This is a genomic window from Flavobacterium faecale, assembly GCF_003076455.1.
In the GTDB taxonomy this organism is placed as follows: Bacteria; Bacteroidota; Bacteroidia; order Flavobacteriales; family Flavobacteriaceae; genus Flavobacterium; species Flavobacterium faecale.
The window spans coordinates 3,676,530-3,692,855 of record NZ_CP020918.1; the positions used below are offsets into that span (position 1 = coordinate 3,676,530).

The 16,326-nt window shown below is 35.5% G+C and carries 15 protein-coding genes and 1 tRNA gene; 2 read left to right on the forward strand and 14 right to left on the reverse strand.

Annotated elements, in window-relative coordinates; all coding sequences use genetic code 11:
• Positions 1-213 precede the first annotated feature (213 nt).
• The 3 genes from FFWV33_RS15365 to FFWV33_RS15375 are packed head-to-tail and all read right to left on the reverse strand — an operon-like array spanning position 214 to position 6,781.
• Positions 214-1,791, reverse strand: a complete 1,578-nt coding sequence (locus tag FFWV33_RS15365; protein WP_108741726.1) for a hypothetical protein — start codon at positions 1,789-1,791, stop codon at positions 214-216.
• Positions 1,792-1,801: 10 nt separating this feature from the next.
• The gene (locus tag FFWV33_RS15370; protein WP_108741727.1) at positions 1,802-3,586 is read right to left on the reverse strand and encodes a RagB/SusD family nutrient uptake outer membrane protein; all 1,785 of its coding nucleotides are present in this window, start codon (positions 3,584-3,586) and stop codon (positions 1,802-1,804) included.
• Between the two features lie 48 nt (positions 3,587-3,634).
• A complete protein-coding gene (locus FFWV33_RS15375) occupies positions 3,635-6,781 on the reverse strand; it encodes a SusC/RagA family TonB-linked outer membrane protein (protein ID WP_108741728.1) in 3,147 nt (1,048 codons plus the stop codon).
• 225 nt (positions 6,782-7,006) lie between these two features.
• On the opposite strand from FFWV33_RS15375, the gene FFWV33_RS19690 reads away from it, so the two are divergent.
• Entirely contained in the window at positions 7,007-7,141 is a 135-nt protein-coding gene (locus FFWV33_RS19690; RefSeq protein ID WP_281261789.1) for a hypothetical protein, read from the forward strand.
• Positions 7,142-7,581: 440 nt separating this feature from the next.
• Positions 7,582-7,655: transfer RNA gene (locus FFWV33_RS15380), tRNA-Arg, on the forward strand.
• Here FFWV33_RS15380 and FFWV33_RS15385 read toward each other — a convergent pair.
• The 11 genes from FFWV33_RS15385 to FFWV33_RS15430 all read right to left on the reverse strand — a co-directional run bounded on the left by FFWV33_RS15385 (position 7,621) and on the right by FFWV33_RS15430 (position 16,323).
• A complete protein-coding gene (locus tag FFWV33_RS15385; protein ID WP_108741729.1) occupies positions 7,621-9,171 on the reverse strand; it encodes a recombinase family protein in 1,551 nt (516 codons plus the stop codon). The two genes, FFWV33_RS15380 and FFWV33_RS15385, sit on opposite strands and share 35 nt — an antisense overlap.
• On the reverse strand, positions 9,168-9,329 hold the full coding sequence (locus tag FFWV33_RS19335) for a hypothetical protein (RefSeq protein WP_159086048.1): 162 nt from the start codon (positions 9,327-9,329) through the stop codon (positions 9,168-9,170). The genes FFWV33_RS15385 and FFWV33_RS19335 overlap by 4 nt, the downstream gene beginning before the upstream one ends.
• Positions 9,330-9,402: 73 nt before the next feature.
• Positions 9,403-9,690 (reverse strand): hypothetical protein, encoded by a 288-nt coding sequence (locus FFWV33_RS19565; protein WP_074722156.1) that lies wholly within the window; start codon positions 9,688-9,690, stop codon positions 9,403-9,405.
• A 6-nt stretch (positions 9,691-9,696) separates the two neighbouring features.
• Entirely contained in the window at positions 9,697-10,500 is an 804-nt protein-coding gene (locus FFWV33_RS15395) for a hypothetical protein (protein ID WP_108741730.1), read from the reverse strand.
• 26 nt (positions 10,501-10,526) lie between these two features.
• Positions 10,527-11,372, reverse strand: a complete 846-nt coding sequence (gene traN / locus FFWV33_RS15400) for a conjugative transposon protein TraN (RefSeq protein WP_108741731.1) — start codon at positions 11,370-11,372, stop codon at positions 10,527-10,529.
• 18 nt (positions 11,373-11,390) lie between these two features.
• On the reverse strand, positions 11,391-12,701 hold the full coding sequence (gene traM, locus FFWV33_RS15405) for a conjugative transposon protein TraM (protein ID WP_108741732.1): 1,311 nt from the start codon (positions 12,699-12,701) through the stop codon (positions 11,391-11,393).
• A 1-nt stretch (position 12,702) separates the two neighbouring features.
• Positions 12,703-13,200 carry a hypothetical protein gene (locus tag FFWV33_RS15410; protein ID WP_108741733.1) on the reverse strand — a complete coding sequence of 166 codons (498 nt, stop codon included), beginning with the start codon at positions 13,198-13,200 and terminating at the stop codon, positions 12,703-12,705.
• Positions 13,201-13,213: 13 nt separating this feature from the next.
• The gene (gene traK, locus FFWV33_RS15415; protein WP_245891541.1) at positions 13,214-13,822 is read right to left on the reverse strand and encodes a conjugative transposon protein TraK; all 609 of its coding nucleotides are present in this window, start codon (positions 13,820-13,822) and stop codon (positions 13,214-13,216) included.
• Positions 13,823-13,852: 30 nt separating this feature from the next.
• Positions 13,853-15,049, reverse strand: a complete 1,197-nt coding sequence (gene traJ, locus FFWV33_RS15420) for a conjugative transposon protein TraJ (protein WP_108741735.1) — start codon at positions 15,047-15,049, stop codon at positions 13,853-13,855.
• A gap of 12 nt (positions 15,050-15,061) precedes the next feature.
• A complete protein-coding gene (locus tag FFWV33_RS15425) occupies positions 15,062-15,697 on the reverse strand; it encodes a hypothetical protein (protein ID WP_108741736.1) in 636 nt (211 codons plus the stop codon).
• A complete protein-coding gene (locus FFWV33_RS15430; RefSeq protein ID WP_108741737.1) occupies positions 15,697-16,323 on the reverse strand; it encodes a hypothetical protein in 627 nt (208 codons plus the stop codon). The genes FFWV33_RS15425 and FFWV33_RS15430 overlap by 1 nt, the downstream gene beginning before the upstream one ends.
• Positions 16,324-16,326 lie beyond the last annotated feature (3 nt).

Below are 16,326 nucleotides of genomic sequence, written 5' to 3' on the forward strand. Positions count from 1 at the left end.
AGAAAAGAAGTCGGTTAACCATTAATTTACCTATTTCTAGGTTTTACATTATAAATATTTTTCGCAAATAAATACTCGTATTTTATCCGATTCTATAATTTATTTAACCAAAAAATACGTTTAATTACAGTATTCAAAAACAAATTTTCACCAAAAAAAGAGCTCGATCAATGATCGAGCTCTTTTGTATTAAACCAAATTTAAGAAATGTATTTATGGTCTAACTTCTTTTTCTACCAAATAAACATCATCAATATAAACCGTAGCAGAAGTTGTTTTTGGAGTATTTGCTATAAGCCTAATATACAAGCTAGAAATTGAAGCTTGTGTAAAAGTAATATCTCTTTGCTGAGTTTCCCATGCATCTACAAGTCTCGGACTTCTGATGATTCCCGAAAACTGAGGACTATATCCAGCTATAAATGCAATACCTGTTTGAGCGGGAGCGTCTGTCCCTAACGCACCACTCACGATATAAGATTTGAATCGCATAATATAGGTTTTTGATGTGCTCAAAACTACAGCCGTTTTCAAAGGAGCACTAAGTTCTACTTTTGACTTACCGCTAGTTAATGTTAATTTTAAACTTGATGTTCCGGTTGCTGCTTTCTCTGTACTAATACTAAATGGAGAATCACTAGTAGCCGTAGGTGTAAAAATAGTTCCGTCTTCAAATCCTGCAAACGGATCACCTAGTAAGTTCACATCGTGCATTTTTACAATTTTATCTGCAAAAGCTTGTGGCGATCTGTCATCAACTGATTTTAAAGTACCCAATCCATCGTATGAAATCGTAATCACATCTGGGCGATAAATCTTGTCTTTTAGTTTTAGATCTAATATACTTCCATTGGTAGTATTAACAGTAATAGACTGAATCGGAAAAACAATATTGTTCACCTTTACGGTAAAATGTGATTTTTGATCGGCCGTCATAGTATCAAACTCTCCATTGAAGGGTATCCGAATCGTTTCATCTTCTTGCTCTGCTATTGTTCCTGTAAAAACAAATGGTTGAGTTGATGCGATTACCCTAAAGGTTGCAGGAATATTGTAAACATCATTATCTGTTGGGATATTGTTACCCGTTCTATTTACAGTGAAGGTTCCTTTAAAATCTCCCAATCTATTAAAAGTAATACTTGATACCAATGCTGTACCAGTTGCAGTCCCTATTTTCCAGGTACGAGCTGTTGGCTCTCCTTGTGTTGTAAGATCTGTAAATTCAAGTTTACTACCTGCTTCCAATACGATAACGTCTGACGCATTCTCAAACGAAACAATAGCACCATTTTGCTTAATTTGCATTTTTGGAACAATCGTATCATATACTTTGACGCTGAAAGTAGTATCAATCACCCATTCGTTTCCGATTTTTTTGGCAGGAAACACAAACCCTTTACCTCTAAAAGCAACAGAATCTTTAAAAGTATTGAACAACCTTACTTTTTGAATACCTGGTTTTTTAAACAATACCGAAACCGTTTTTTCTGTTGTTTCTTGTACAGCGGGTTGAATTATATACTTATCATATTTTTTTTCTTTAAGAGCGATAGGCCCTTTCAAATAAAAATTACCTTCTTCAATGGTCCATTTGTGGCTTGTTTCTCCAACAGATAAATCACTAAAGGTCATAAAATTATTAATCCCAGTTACAAATGTAGGCGACTGTAAAGCACTTGTGTACCAGCCTGCATCTGAAAAAGAATTGGGACTTTCATAGGTGTTATCAGAGCATCCAGCTATGATACTCGCTAATCCTAAAACGAATACTATTAAACTATTTTTCATTTTCTTTTCTTTAATTAGTTATCAATGCGGTGTTTGACGTTAATTCACTACTTGGAATTGGCCAGTACGAATGAATATTTGCATCAAAATTCTTAACAGAATTACCAAACTCATTAAAATTAGCATTTATTGGTTTAGTAGGACTTTCACTTAAATCGTGTAAAACAGACGTAAATCGTGTCACGTTTTGTCCTGTTGTACTACTTTTAAATATGTAATCAGTAGCATAATACCTTCTTGTAGACAATTCTTGCATACGTGTTTTGGTGATACCCCATCTACGCATGTCTATTGTTCGGGTTGCATTACCTTCAATTGCTAGTTCCAATGGTCTTTCAATATACATCAAATGGTTCATCAAACTCTGAGCTGTATAGGTAATATCATCGTGATCATTTGTAGGGTATTCACCAGAACCAATTGGTCCCAAGAGTTGAACTGCCGAACGTCTTCTAACTTTATTTACATACAACAAAGCTTGATCTAAGGCACTGTTATCTGTACCTCCCTTAATTAATGATTCAGCATACAACAAATAAATGTCTGCAAGGCGTATAATTCTAACGTTTATACCTGATCTAAAGAAACTTGTTGCTACTTGCTTTTCATTGGCAACAATATCCCAGTTACTATATTTTCTAAAATAAGAAGTTTCACTATTGTTGAAGGGTGTCGCATCTGCAGGAGTAGCTGACAAATAGTAAGGTGTGAACTCATCATCTACCAAGGCAATCGATTGTGAAGCTCTCAAACTATACTTTCTAGCTTTTATGGTTCCGTCTGCTGCCTTAGCGATATTTCTAAGATCTGTTTGATCTAATTTTTCGTTTTTGTAAAGCATTGTTAACCAAGACGAAGGTAGTACGGTTCTAAATCCTCCAACTGAACCAGATGCAAATTGTCCACCAATTGCCGATGATACTTGTTGAATATCATTGACACTGATACCACTTTTGTATTCTGTAGCATAATTTACTTCCAAAATCGATTCAGAGTTGTGCTCATCTCTAGATGTAAAATTACTTCCTATGTCAGTAGTCAAAGCAAATCCAAAATTTGTAATTACTTTTTTGAACAATTCTGCCGCTTTAACATAGTCTTTCTCATATAGATAACTTTGTCCTAACATGGCGTACACTGCTCCAGAGGTAATTCTACCTTTGCTCGCAGCACTCCAGCTTATAGGTAAAATATCTTTAGAATCTTCAAAATCTGCTAAGTAGAATGCTTTTACTGTTTCTGCAGGGCTCAAAGGTTTGTTGTATTCGTTTGCTGATTGTGGTACCGAATCAAACAAAGGCACAGATCCATTATTAAAACAGTTGTACAGGTAAAAATAGAACAATCCTCTTAATGCTTTTGCCTCAGCATACATCACCTTTGCAGCAGCAATATCGGTATCTTTTGTAAGCGTAGGTGCAATTCGCTCATAGGCAGCAATTACTTGATTGGCTCTAAAAACACCTCTGTACAAAGCACCCCATTTTAAATTTGATGGTGCGTAAGAGTTATTGAATATTTGTAAATAAGCAACATTGTCTGTTGTAGGCCTACCAAATCCAGGCCAAGAAAGGTCGCTGCGGTAGGTTTCATCTTTAATCAAAAGAACATTGTCTTCCTTTAAAGCATTATAAATAGATACTACGCCATAATAAAGATCTCCTGTTGTTTTCCAGAAAGTATCAGTTGTTGGTTCGTTTGGATTTGTTTGCTCCAAAAAGCTATCACTGCAGGCAGTAAATACCATTGCTATCGCAAGTGTAACTGCTATTTTTTTATATATTTTTATTTTCATTTTTCTAAGTTTAAATAGTAAACTACTTTTTTTTAAAGTTCTGGTATATTAAAACTCAAATTGCAATCCTGCTCTTACTTGTGAACTTATAGGGTAATTACCTCTATCAATTCCCCTAGTACTAAGACCATTATTCCCAACCTCTGGATCAAAACCGCTGTACTTAGTTAAAGTAACTAAATTTTGCGCTGCGATATACACTCTCAATTTAGAAATGGCTAATTTTTGCAACATTGATTTTGGGAAAGCATATCCAATTTGGATATTTTTCATTCGAGCAAAAGTTCCATCTTCCATCCAATAATCAGTATATCCTCTAAAATTGATATAATCGCGACCTCTATTAGCTGGAATATTTGAATTTGGATTTTGTGGACTCCAAGTATATACTAAGTCACGACTTGTTTCTGACTTATAAGCAGCAGCCTTACTTCCGTTAAGTACTTCTCCTCCTACCGAGGCAAACCATTGCATTGAAAAATCAAAGTTTTTATAGTTAGCAGAAAAATTCCAACCCAATTCAAAATCAGCTAATCCACTACCTGCATATTGGCGATCGTTCAAATCGATAATTCCATCACCTTTGTCTGGAATTCCGTCTCCATTTGAATCAACAGTCAATGCATCAACTAGTTTTATGTCACCTAACTGTGCCCCCAAATTAGGATACTTTGCTCTGTAATCATCCAATTCTGGTTGATTGTTGATCACCCCATCTGTTTTAATTAAGAAAAATGATCCTGCTTCATGACCAATTGCAATCGCCGAAACCAAATCTTCATTAGGAACACCCAAAACAACTTGACTGTTAGCTAAATATTGAATTTGAGAGTTTCCATTTAATTTGGTAACCTTATTTACGTTTTTAGAAAAATTCAAAGTTGTATTCCACTTTACTTTTTTCGAACCAGATTTATAACTCACTGCATATTCTAGACCCATATTTTGCATATCACCCACGTTTTGAATAAGTGTACCATTATTTGATCCACTCATTGCGCCTGTTGAGTTTGGCAATACGGTAGCCAATAATAAATCTTTCTTAACTGTTTTGTAAAGATCTGCAGTAAAAGTTAATTTATTTTTAAGGAAAGACATGTCGTATCCAAAATTGGTTTGAGAAGACGTTTCCCATTTTATATCTGGATTGGCATAATCTACCTGTGTAGCACCACTACCAAGCGTTTGACTTGTACCTGTACCCAACGGGTAATCTTGTCGCAATGTAATTGTACCTGCGTAGCTGTAATCTGGTAAACCTTGATTACCAGTAGTACCTTGACTTATTCTTAGTTTAAAGTTGTCAACGGTGCTCTTAATTGGTTTCCAAAAATCTTCGTCAGATACGTTCCACCCTGCAGAGAAAGAAGGGAAAGTTTTGTATCGATTATTTGATCCAAAACGAGAGGAACCATCTCTTCTTGCACTGATACTCAATAAGTATCTACCTTTGTAGTTGTATTGCAATCGTGCTAAATTACCAATTAAAGTATTTGTCTTATCAGATCCTGAAGTCACAACTGCCTCGTCAGACGTAGCATTGTTAATCACACCTATATCATTGCTAAAAAGATCAAATTTTTGAGCAGAAAACGTTTTAAATTTATATTGCTCTGCAGAATATACAGCCAAAGCACTAATATTATGGTTTCCAAAAGTCTTTTTATAGTTTAAGATTGCTTCTTGCGAAAAATTACTTGAATTCCCACTTGAATTATAGACCGATGATCGTATTTGAGCAGGAATAAGTGTACCTGTAACATCAAAAACTCTCACGTTTGGACTAACCGTTTCTCTATCGCTAGTGGTATATCCAAATCCAGATCTAGACGTAATTTTCAAACTCTTTGTTAGATCAAAATCTACAGTCAAATTTCCAGTAAAATTTGTTCCTTTTTGACTGTCTTTTCTATTCAAATAATTAATAAATGTAGTTGTGCTCACAGCATCATTACTAGTACCATTGGCAGCAGCTTCATCAACAACTGGTACATTTGGCAATAAATCTGCTTGATAAGGATGGTAAGAATACAAATAGGTTAACAATTGGCCAGGAACAATTTTCTTTTCATCAATACGTGCACTGAAGCCTGAACTTACTGTCCATTTACCACTACTCAATTGTGAATTTGCACGTAAATTGAATCTATCATAACCCGAGTTGATAACCGATCCTTCTTGATTGAAGTACGTCCCTACTAAACTGTATGTTGCGCCTTGCTTTCCTCCAGAAACATTAATTGTATGATTTTGAATAGGTGCATTTTGAACAAGAACTCTACTTGCAGCATTGGTCGAGTTGGTAAATTGCGATGTATTTTGCTCCAAAGGCGTAAAGGTGTTGTTAAAAAACGTTCCGTTAAGAAGTTGCGCTTTAACAAAACGGATATACAAATCTTCTTCAAAATTAGCTTTTGGTATGTCTGAATAGATGTGTTGAACGCCATAATAGCTATCAATCTTGATTTTCATCTTACCTTCTTTACCTTTTTTGGTCGTGATCAAAATAACACCACCTGCACCACGCGTTCCGTATATCGCGGCAGAAGAGGCATCTTTCAATACATCAATGGTTTCTATTTCGTTGTTACTTAAGTTAGGATTTCCGTCTTGTGGAATCCCGTCAACTACATACAAAGGTCCATTATACCCCAAAATAGAAGATAATCCCCTGATCGAAATATTAGACTCCGATCCTGGTTCACCCGAGCTAGCAGTTACACTCACACCCGTAATTTGCCCTTGTAAAGCTTGTCCCAAATCTGAGGTTGAATTCTGAATCAAATCATCTCCCTTTAATTGTGCAACAGCACCTGTAACCTCTTTCTTTTTTTGAGTACCATACCCAACGATTACGATATTATCAAGCTCATTTACCGAAGATTTTAGCTCAATATTAATAATCGTTCTACCTTCTACCTTTACATTTTTTGTTATAAATCCAATATAACTAAAGGAGATCACATCCGACTCTGATGCTCGAATTTGATAGTTACCATCTAAGTCGGTGATAGTACTTTTACCCTTGCCATCTTTTACAATGACACTTACACCAGGAAGAGACCCTCCATCACCTGATACCTTACCTTTGATAGTTAGGCCGTTTTGCGCTTGAACAACTCCAAGACTACAGAATAACATGGCTATTGCTATTCTAAGATCGAGTTTTCCACTGATTAATAAATTGATTTTCATATAATTTTGGTTACTTAAAGTTTACGACAAAGATTTAAATTAAAAGGATTTGAAAATAAAACAAATGGCTTTATAACTAGAACATATGTGTTATTTAATTTTGTTGTTTTTTAGGTGTAAAAAGGTATAATTCTTACAGATAGATAAAAAGAAAAGATAATTGATCACTATTCTAATAATTCTCTAAAAAAATGAGCTTTGAAACGATGGCTAAACTTGTAAAAAATGTTAGCAATAAAAACAAACCCCAAGCATAGAGAAAGTCAAAAAAGCAAGCTCACTTTTTACGTTACCGATACAAAATTCACCACCAGTACCGGAGTAGAAAACAAATCGAATGCCTTTACCTTTTTACTATAAATAAAGTACTGAATATAATAGCCGAAAAACTACAAGAGACTAAAGCATGTCCCTACCATAAATGTCCAGTATTACCCTTTACACTCTTGCAAAACCTAACTCAAAAAATGACTATTACAACATCAATCTTAAATATGATTATCAAACTAGGATATGCTGCTATGATCTGGCTTTGTCCTTACTTAGCTGTTGCCTTTAAAAAAGCTTTATTTTAGAAACACAATTGATAACAACTTAGGTCTAACTTTTACTGAACGGTATAATTTCTACCCTATGATTCCATTTTTTTTAAAAAAATAACATAATGGAAATTACTGACTATCAAACACCTACTTTTAAATCGTTATTTTTTTTGAATTTTATTTAAATTTATGCTTGCGCATTACACTTTTATCTCTATATTTGCACCCGCAACCACGTTATACTAACGACTGCAAAATGGCCTTGTGGCGCAACTGAATAGCGCACTTGATTACGGCTCAAGAGGTTACTGGTTTGAATCCAGTCAAGGTCACTTTACGGGACAAAGAGAAAAAATTCTCTTTTGTCCCGTTTTTTTTTAGACTTAACTCATTGTTAATCATGTATATAGACTCGATAACCTTGTTGATTCTAGTGGTTTGTACTTGCTCCCCACGAATTGTGAAATTTTCGGGATAAATTAAACCAATTAATTCCCTTGCGTCTGCTAAGCTAGCATCATTGTAGCTGTTGTTCAGTCTAATAAGATTTTCAATACCACTATTCAATAGTCCAGCTATACTTTGTTTATCGCTACTTATTTCAGATAATTCAGATTCTAACTTACTTATCTTTTCAGAATAATCAAGCTTCATCAGCCTGTAGTCTGACGGATCAATTTGCATTGTTGAAAGTAAGTCTCGCGCATTGCTTAATCTATTTTCATAATTTTTTACTTGTTCTAAAATTCGCCGCTTCATTTCTCTTGCATTATCCGTCAAATCTCTATGCGTTTCAATTAAGACGGCTGTATAGATTTTTTTCACTTCATGGAGTGGCTCATATGCTTTTAAATTCTCTACAAATAGCTCATTAGCAACTTCTGAATTTATACGATATTTGCATTCCGATACACAATGATAATAGTAATAGTATTTAGTGCGTCCTTTACATTTACTTCCCAATAATTTTTTCCCACATTTAGGGCATGTAAAGAATCCCCGTAAAGGAAACTCCTCTATAGTTTCAATCTTTGCTCGATAATTTCGGGATTTACCATCTAAAATATCTTGAACATTATAAAATAATCCTTCTGAAATAATTGCCTCATGCTGCCCTACTACAAACATACTTTCTTCATCTTTATACTTTGGAATAAAAATTTTTCCACAGTAAATAGGATTTCTGATTAGAAGCCAAAAATTACTTTTACCTCTTGTAAAACCTCTTTTTTTGGCCATAAGAAATATTTGTTCTGTACTGAATACACCTTTTGATAGTTCCTCGAATGCCCATCGCATTACTGAAGCCCTAGGTTCTATCTGACTTATATACTTTTGCCCATCTTCTTTAGATTTATTTGCGTAACCGAATGGAGCTATTCCCATATAGCGCCCTTCTTTCTTTGCTCGTCGCATACCATGAAATGTATTGAGGGCTCTACGATCATTTTCGACCTCAGGAGCCGCGAGGTAAAACGCCAGCATCATTTTATTTTCAGGAACCGCTAAGTCCAATGGTTGTTCCATTGCCTGAGGTTCTACTCCTAACTTTCGAAGTTGACTAATCATCTGATATGCATCACCCGCATTTCTACTAAACCTATCCCACTTTGTAAAAAGTATAAAATCCGTCTTATTTTTATATTTTTTTAAATTTAGTAGAAGTTTCTTCCACTGCGGCCTATTAAATGTTTTAGCTGAATGATCTTCGTAAATTACATCTCGTACCGCAATAAAATTAATATCACAATACTTCCGAAGAACTTCCTCTTGATTTCGCTGGGAATATCCTCTATCCGCCTGCTCGTCTGTACTTACACGTATATATAAATCAGCTACCTTTTTCATGTTTGTAAATATTTAGTTACCGCTATATTAGCTATTTTTTTCATAAACACCAAAATTGCTTCAGCTTCTTCAAGAGTAACACATATTCCCCCCGAATTAAGTATTTTCATGGTTTTTTTAGCAGTAATTTTTCCCTTTTCATTTAATTCATTTTCCATTATTACCCTATTTTTATTAACAAAAAAAGCCCGATAAGGGGCTTTTTATTATGTTGATACAATTATTTAAATTCTATATATATTTAAAATAAATCCTACTCCCTTGATTTCTCTTAAAAGAAGGTTCGTACTTAATATAGCCGTACTCATTTAATTCTTTGACACATTTATGATAAGTGCTTGATGCCGATATTTTTGCTATATGCATAATTTCATAGCTAAAAACCTGGATCGGACTGGTAAAACCCCTATCCCCACTATATTTTAACAATGCGGCATAAACACCGATATGCGTGATACTAATACGGTAATCCTTCTCAATAGCTGAAAAGAAATCTGATAAGGGTTTTAGACTTTCCATTATTTATCAAATTGAATTAGATTGCTTTCTTACTCTTTTCTTTACTTCCTTTGGTATATCAGGCTCTTCGTTATCTGCGCTTGCCCCTTGTTTTTTATTGCTCTGTTTAACAGAAGCCTTTTCGCCTTCCGACTGTTTTTCTACTTTAGCCTCTATATTGTCAATACGCTTCATGTTTGTATCGTATACATTCATTGTCTTGAATTGAGGATTAACTTCAATAAATTGCTTAACTTCCTCACCATCCTTCAAAAATGTAGCAGATTGCAAGTTTCCTCTCTTGAGAGAATCCATCAAATCTTCTTTGTATTTTGGAGTTTCTAGTTCTTTTATTGGCAGTTTCCTCAAGCTAGCCTCAAGATCGTATCCATAATTCTGATGGTACTGATTGAGTTTGAAATTCCCATTACTGTCCGTTTTCTTAAAATCCATTTGGAGCCAAGAATTATAAAGCTGTCCCTCTTTATTAGTTAGTTCTTTATTTACTGCTCGACCTTCCATTAGATTGTAAGCTTCCTTCATCGTAATATTACTTCCTTTATTAATATAGAAAGTTTGCCCCAGCGATTCTTTTGAATTGTCTTTCTGCAAATCAACCTTGTAAGAATTAAAAAAAAACATCTCACTCTGATCTGATTTTTTAAAGCTTAGTGTTGCTTTGGCACGATCAGCTCCATACAGCACTTCATGATTCAATGTGAAAGTAGAGGTTTGCTGCTGCATTTTCTCCTTTAATTCGCTGTCCAGTCCTTCTCCAAAACCAGTATACTTAACCTGGTTACGCAAGTATTCATAATTTTTCTCGTTCATAATTCTTATATTTAAATGATTACTATTTATAATTTAGGTAGCACCGTAAGCCGTAAAAGTTTTTCCTTTTTCAACCGAAGTTCAAGGTGCCTACTGCCATTGTTTTCCATAAGTTGGATTACTAAGTGTTTTCTACTTGGAATTGTAAACTTGGGTAGCGCAAAAACAGTGGTATTCTCTCTCTCCCCTTTTATTGAAGTTGGTTTATTATAACTGATTATTGGCACGATTTCTATCTCTTGCGAAGCGGTACGCTTTATCTTATTGCTGTCTCGGATAAAAAATCGTAACTGATCTAAATCATAATTTATTTTAGAACTGTTTACCACTCTTATCCTGTAATATAAGATGTCATCTCGTATAAAAATTCCATTTAATTGGAACTTTATTTCAAACTTTTTACTCATCGCACCAGAGATTTTATTATGATGGTAAAAAGCTAAATTAGAGTATTTATGTACCTCCTCTTCGTTCGCACCCTCCGCGGAAAAGTACATTTCTGGACTACCTGCCTTAGTTGTATGCAAACTGAGATTTAATTGCGGTGATTCTTCATCGTAGCTTATCACAAACGAATACAGCTTAGCATCTGCAGTGATGACCGTAAGGTTGGTTGGGATAAACCCTTGCTGTGCCGCTTTAATATGCAATACATTCTCTAGTCCTTTCGCTTTCTGTACTAATACATCTTGACTCCCTCTGTCTACGGTTTTAATAGTATAAGGAAATACGATAGTCGTAGTTTTCGAATACCCTATAAAAAGCGAGTCCGATGCTACTTCTTCAAAATAATTTCCTTCCGTTTGCTGCGCAGCAGCCAAATTGGAAAAGATCCATAAAAAAGCCACTAGCAATACATTAATTTTTTTCATGTTTTTAAGTTTTAGATTTTAATTAGAATCATTTTGTTTCTGGTTGCCATCGAGAAGCAATACTTGATAGCCAGCTTTTACAACCACTTTAACCAACTTAACTTTCTTGCTTAGTAGGCTTTTGGCAGCCTCTATTCCTGCTCCCGCAGCCTGCGCTCCCCAGGAATCGTCAAGAGTTCCCATTCCGATGCTCTGCATCGAACGATCTGCAGTTGTTTTTGCAACATCTCTATTAATAGTGCCTGGAATATAAATTCCATCCAATCCATCCATATCGTAGACTGAAAGTGCTACTGGAAACAAAGAGTTACTATATCTAATGCTATTAATTTTAATATTCAATCGCTCTCCTTGTAAAGAAGCTATTCCAAATAGAAAATGATCTTTTGGTATCGCGACTCCATTTATATAAATCGCATTGGTTAGCCTCAGCTTTACTGTCGCCCCAGTAACGATGGTTTGTGTTTCATGAATCACAGCCGATATCGTATTTTGCATATCGACCGTACTGGTATTTTCATCAAAAGAATAAAATCCATTACGCCTGGATTGTCCATCAGTGCCTAACGGATTTTCAGGACTGCTTTGTAATAAAGAAACCATCCCTTCCATCGTTTTGGTACTAATCGTAAATACTTGTCCCCGATTTTCTTTCGAAACTTTTCGCAGTCTCTCTTGCACTCTTTCAGGATGCTGAATATCAAGTATGTTTTCTAACATTCCACCGAGCTGCTTCAATTCAGGATCCTGCTCTTCTTTTCGTCCATCCATAGAACTTATCATGTATTCTAACCTATTAATATCTTCAGAATGCATTTCTGAAGTAGTGGGTTTTGCATATTGATTCGAACTAGGATTCTGTTCCTCAACTATAGTTGGGCTATTAATAGCCTTTTGAAGTGCTTCCAGTTTTTTATGAATCTTTTCTTCATTTGAATCTCGATAAACCGATGTATTTAATCCACCGTTTCCATTGGTATAACTACTTCCTTTAAAAGTGGTATCCGTATCGGTTTCCGTTCCAGCATCCTGAAAAGATTGGCTCAGGTAATTTGGATCATTTTTGATAAGTTCATCCAGCTTTGCCGAATCGATTGCAGCTTGTTCGTAATATTTCATCTTATCTAAGAAAATAGCTTCTCTCCCATTTGCATCTGGAAGCTTTGTATTAAAGCCTGTTTTTTCGACTGATTCTAAAGTAACGGCATCCATTTTACCTCCTCCTAGAATCCAAAATAGAGCTGTAATAAAGGGAAGGACCAAGAGCGGCAATACCATAAACATCTTGCGCTGTCTTTGCATTTTTAATGATTCTGTTTTTCGTTCCATACTATTGATTTTTAAATTGTGAGCGATAATAATTCTCTACGATAACAAGGCTGTCTAGTAATCCAGGGCGAGATCTTAGTATACTGTCCTGTATTAGCTTTCCGGTAGGACTACGTCCCAAACTATCCATGTACATCTGAAAACGAGCCATTCTTTCTAATTCAGTTTTACTTAATGATGTATTAAATGTTTTATTTTTAGTATCGAATGCTGCTGCAGTGGTAGACCTACTGATGAGACTGCGCTCTATCTTGTTTGAGTTTCCATTTAGGCCATCTACAATTAAATAAATGTTCCCTCCGACCGTAAATACTATAAAACAAAATAGGATTACGATCCAGCTTTTTGCAGATAGATGTGCAGTCTTCTGTTCCAGCCACTGAGCGCATTTATGCTGCAACAAAAAAATGACTTCGTTGCATCGTTCTAGTAGAAAGCGTTCTTTGTACTTGACACTTTCAGGATTATTTCTGCTGTTTCTTTTAAATGTGAATTTCATAATCTGTTTTTTATCATTTTCTGTTTTTTGAACTTAAATCTCTATTTTCAATAGTGTTCCACCGCTCAATTAAAAAACCATGTGGATTGTTGTCGCTTCTTGAAACATTGCGAAGATTGCCTTCCGTTATTAGACTTCGATAAGCAATACTTGTGGGTCTTATGATATTTTGAGTCGCATAACAACGGAACTGATAGGGATATTCATTGATGTTAATTGTTACACTATCCACAGCTATCGTTTGGCTGACATTACCGGATATAATCCCAGAATAATATCCGTTTTCCTTTAAATCGTCATATATTCTTTTTGCGCTATCATCCGCCAGATAAAGCGCCTTGGTTACATTTATTTGTATCACTTTATCATCGGGATCAAGACTAAAAAACAGTCTATGAAAGGTCTTTACATGATCCTTTGCTTCAACTGAAATATTATCCTTTCTATCCGATGCGAATGCCTCCAATGCTTTACCGTTAGCCAGTATATAAACCTTATCCTGCATTTGCGAAACCAGACTAAAACTTTTGTAAAGAGCAAAGCAACAGAGAATCACACATCCAATTATAACTAGCATCGTAAAGCCTCGAACATATCGAAAAGCCGTGTCAATATTTTTCATTTTACTAAACATGATATTTCAATTTAGAGATTAAGAATTGCCTTTTAATTTATCACCCATATGACTATTCTTGTCACTGAAGTACGGAGTGGAAATACTAGATCCCGACATGCTTTCAGACATACGACTTGCTGCATTTCCCATCGCATCCGCCATCATACTGGCACCAGTACCCACGCTACTTACTGCAGAATTTGTAGTATTACTAAAAATGGTGGTTACCTTTTGACTCAATGCTCCGCCACCGCCGGCATGAACTATGTAATTAGCTACTGAGGGAACTGTAAAATAACCTACAATCCCAATAATCATGAATACCAGATAGGCCATATCGGTTCTACTAAAAAAAGTATCTCCATAATCATTTACCTGAGTAATGTCCAGTTGTAACATCTTCTCCTGTATTTTACCGATGATACTACCAAAAATATTAGCAACAGGAAGCCACAGATAAATATTGATGTATCTTGCCAGCCAAACGGTCAAAGTATGTTGAAAACCATCAAATACAGCGATACCAAATACTAAGGGCCCTAATACGGAAAGAACCACCAGTTGAAATGTACGCAGAGTATCGATACAAAGTGAAGCTGCTTCAAACAATACTCTTAGTACTTCACTCATCCATTCCTTGACCGAATTGCGAAAATTAAACGATGCCTTCGCCATAGCAAATTTGACATCGTTTCCGATCCCTTCAAGCATTCCTTCATTATCAGGATTAGCATTGTCGTGTGTATATTTATACCATCTGTCCTGATCACCACTTCCTGATTCTCCTACATACATCTGCCAAGAGTTGCTACTTTTAATAGCTTCTTCTTTCTTTTGCAACAACAATCCAATAGCCTTGTTGGATCCTTCTACCATCGCCGCTGTTGCTGTAACGGTAGGTTTCATTACTCCGTTAATCAAGTCCAAGACCGAAGGAAAAATCATAATACAGAAACCAATAACAAAAGGCCTTAGCAGCGGATAAAAATCTATTGGTTCTGCACTGGCAATATGCCGCCACACTCTTGAGCCGATATACCAAATAGCTGCAAAACCAGCAATTCCTTGACCTACGCCCAATAAATTATTACATAAAGGCATCATCTCCTCGTAGAGTTGGTCCAGTACACCATGCAAGCTATTCATGTCGTCCGCTACACTTTGCGCCTGACTCGCAAAGGGCAATAGTATTCCTAGGGCAGTAAATAATACTTCCTTACTTGTCTTTGCCATATCATTCTTTGTTTAGTTATTTGCCTTGTAAATGTTACGCATTACACGCACATCATTATGCTCTTTTGCACGCTGGATCGCTAGTACAGTAGTATTGTTATTAAAGCTTCGCAGAAATAAAACTTTGTCCTGCATATCTGCATAAATCTTATCAATCGCGGTAAACCTCTCCTCATCATTCATTCTTAATGTATTAGCGCTAATAACCGTGATCAATTCGTCTAAATTGCGTAAGCTCTGTTGCAGCAAATTATCATATACTCTTGCGCAATAGGCTATTTCATCGGGACTGAAATTGCCACTCTTTCTAAATCCTTCAAATGCAGATTTGTATTCTTTTACTAAAAGCAATTGGTATTTCACAATGGCACCTACCCTTTTATAATTCCGTACCGTTGGACTTACTTGCATCAATGCATCAAGGAATGTTTCATGGAGGCTAAAATTACCCTGAGACAAATCTTTGATCGTGTTGTACCCTCCACTAACAATTTGATACCCTTTTTTCATATCACTAAGTATCTGTTTGAATTGCGCCAACTTCTCTATATTGAGAAGTAGTTGTTGCATTTCCTGTGATTGGGCTGAAACCCGAGGGGGGCAAAAGAAACCCATCAAAAGAACAGCTATAATTATTATCTTTTTCATTAGAAATTAGAATTAATACCATACATGCTACGACTTATTTTCAGATCATTCTTCTCTTTTGCTCTTGACAAAGCCAATAATTTTGTTTGCTTATTAAAGCTTTCACCAAAACTGTAATTTTCTAACATATTAAGATATAATGCGTCAATGCGCTTGATTCGCTCCTCTTCTTTCATTTCAACTTGTCCATTCATTACAATAGTCAGGAGCTCCTCCATATTAGCTTCACAATTTTCAATCAAACGATCTACTACTCTTTTGATATACGCTATTTCATCTCCGTGAAATAAATCGTCCCCCTGCACTTGCTTAATAATGAAACGGGAACTATGAATTATCTTTAGCTGTAGCGCAATAATATCGGCCACCTTGAAATAGTTTTTTATTTTCGGATTAACTGTTTTTAAAGAGCTGAAATAATTGCTGTGAAGATTAAATTCCCCTCGCTTGAAATCTCCTATTGTCGTTAGTCCATTTTTGACTACAGAATACCCCTTTTGTGCATAATCCGTATAGATCCTTAAAGCAGCAATTTGCTGCAGCAACACTTTTCTTTGCTTAGCTTGTCCCTGTAAATTATTGGTAAGCAAGCTTATAAATAGTAGATATAAAAATATATTTTTCATGGA

Bases quoted from the DNA above. Each gene is read 5' to 3' on its own strand.
- FFWV33_RS15395 (WP_108741730.1), bottom strand. From the start codon at position 10,500: ATGAACGAGAAAAATTATGAATACTTGCGTAACCAGGTTAAGTATACT.
- traN (WP_108741731.1), bottom strand. From the start codon at position 11,372: ATGAAAAAAATTAATGTATTGCTAGTGGCTTTTTTATGGATCTTTTCC.
- FFWV33_RS15385 (WP_108741729.1), bottom strand. From the start codon at position 9,171: ATGAAAAAGGTAGCTGATTTATATATACGTGTAAGTACAGACGAGCAG.
- FFWV33_RS19565 (WP_074722156.1), bottom strand. From the start codon at position 9,690: ATGGAAAGTCTAAAACCCTTATCAGATTTCTTTTCAGCTATTGAGAAG.
- FFWV33_RS15425 (WP_108741736.1), bottom strand. From the start codon at position 15,697: ATGAAAAAGATAATAATTATAGCTGTTCTTTTGATGGGTTTCTTTTGC.
- FFWV33_RS15375 (WP_108741728.1), bottom strand. From the start codon at position 6,781: ATGAAAATCAATTTATTAATCAGTGGAAAACTCGATCTTAGAATAGCA.
- FFWV33_RS15430 (WP_108741737.1), bottom strand. From the start codon at position 16,323: ATGAAAAATATATTTTTATATCTACTATTTATAAGCTTGCTTACCAAT.
- FFWV33_RS15365 (WP_108741726.1), bottom strand. From the start codon at position 1,791: ATGAAAAATAGTTTAATAGTATTCGTTTTAGGATTAGCGAGTATCATA.
- traK (WP_245891541.1), bottom strand. From the start codon at position 13,822: ATGAAAAATATTGACACGGCTTTTCGATATGTTCGAGGCTTTACGATG.
- FFWV33_RS19690 (WP_281261789.1), top strand. From the start codon at position 7,007: ATGTTAGCAATAAAAACAAACCCCAAGCATAGAGAAAGTCAAAAAAGC.
- FFWV33_RS19335 (WP_159086048.1), bottom strand. From the start codon at position 9,329: ATGGAAAATGAATTAAATGAAAAGGGAAAAATTACTGCTAAAAAAACC.
- traJ (WP_108741735.1), bottom strand. From the start codon at position 15,049: ATGGCAAAGACAAGTAAGGAAGTATTATTTACTGCCCTAGGAATACTA.
- FFWV33_RS15410 (WP_108741733.1), bottom strand. From the start codon at position 13,200: ATGAAATTCACATTTAAAAGAAACAGCAGAAATAATCCTGAAAGTGTC.
- traM (WP_108741732.1), bottom strand. From the start codon at position 12,701: ATGGAACGAAAAACAGAATCATTAAAAATGCAAAGACAGCGCAAGATG.
- FFWV33_RS15370 (WP_108741727.1), bottom strand. From the start codon at position 3,586: ATGAAAATAAAAATATATAAAAAAATAGCAGTTACACTTGCGATAGCA.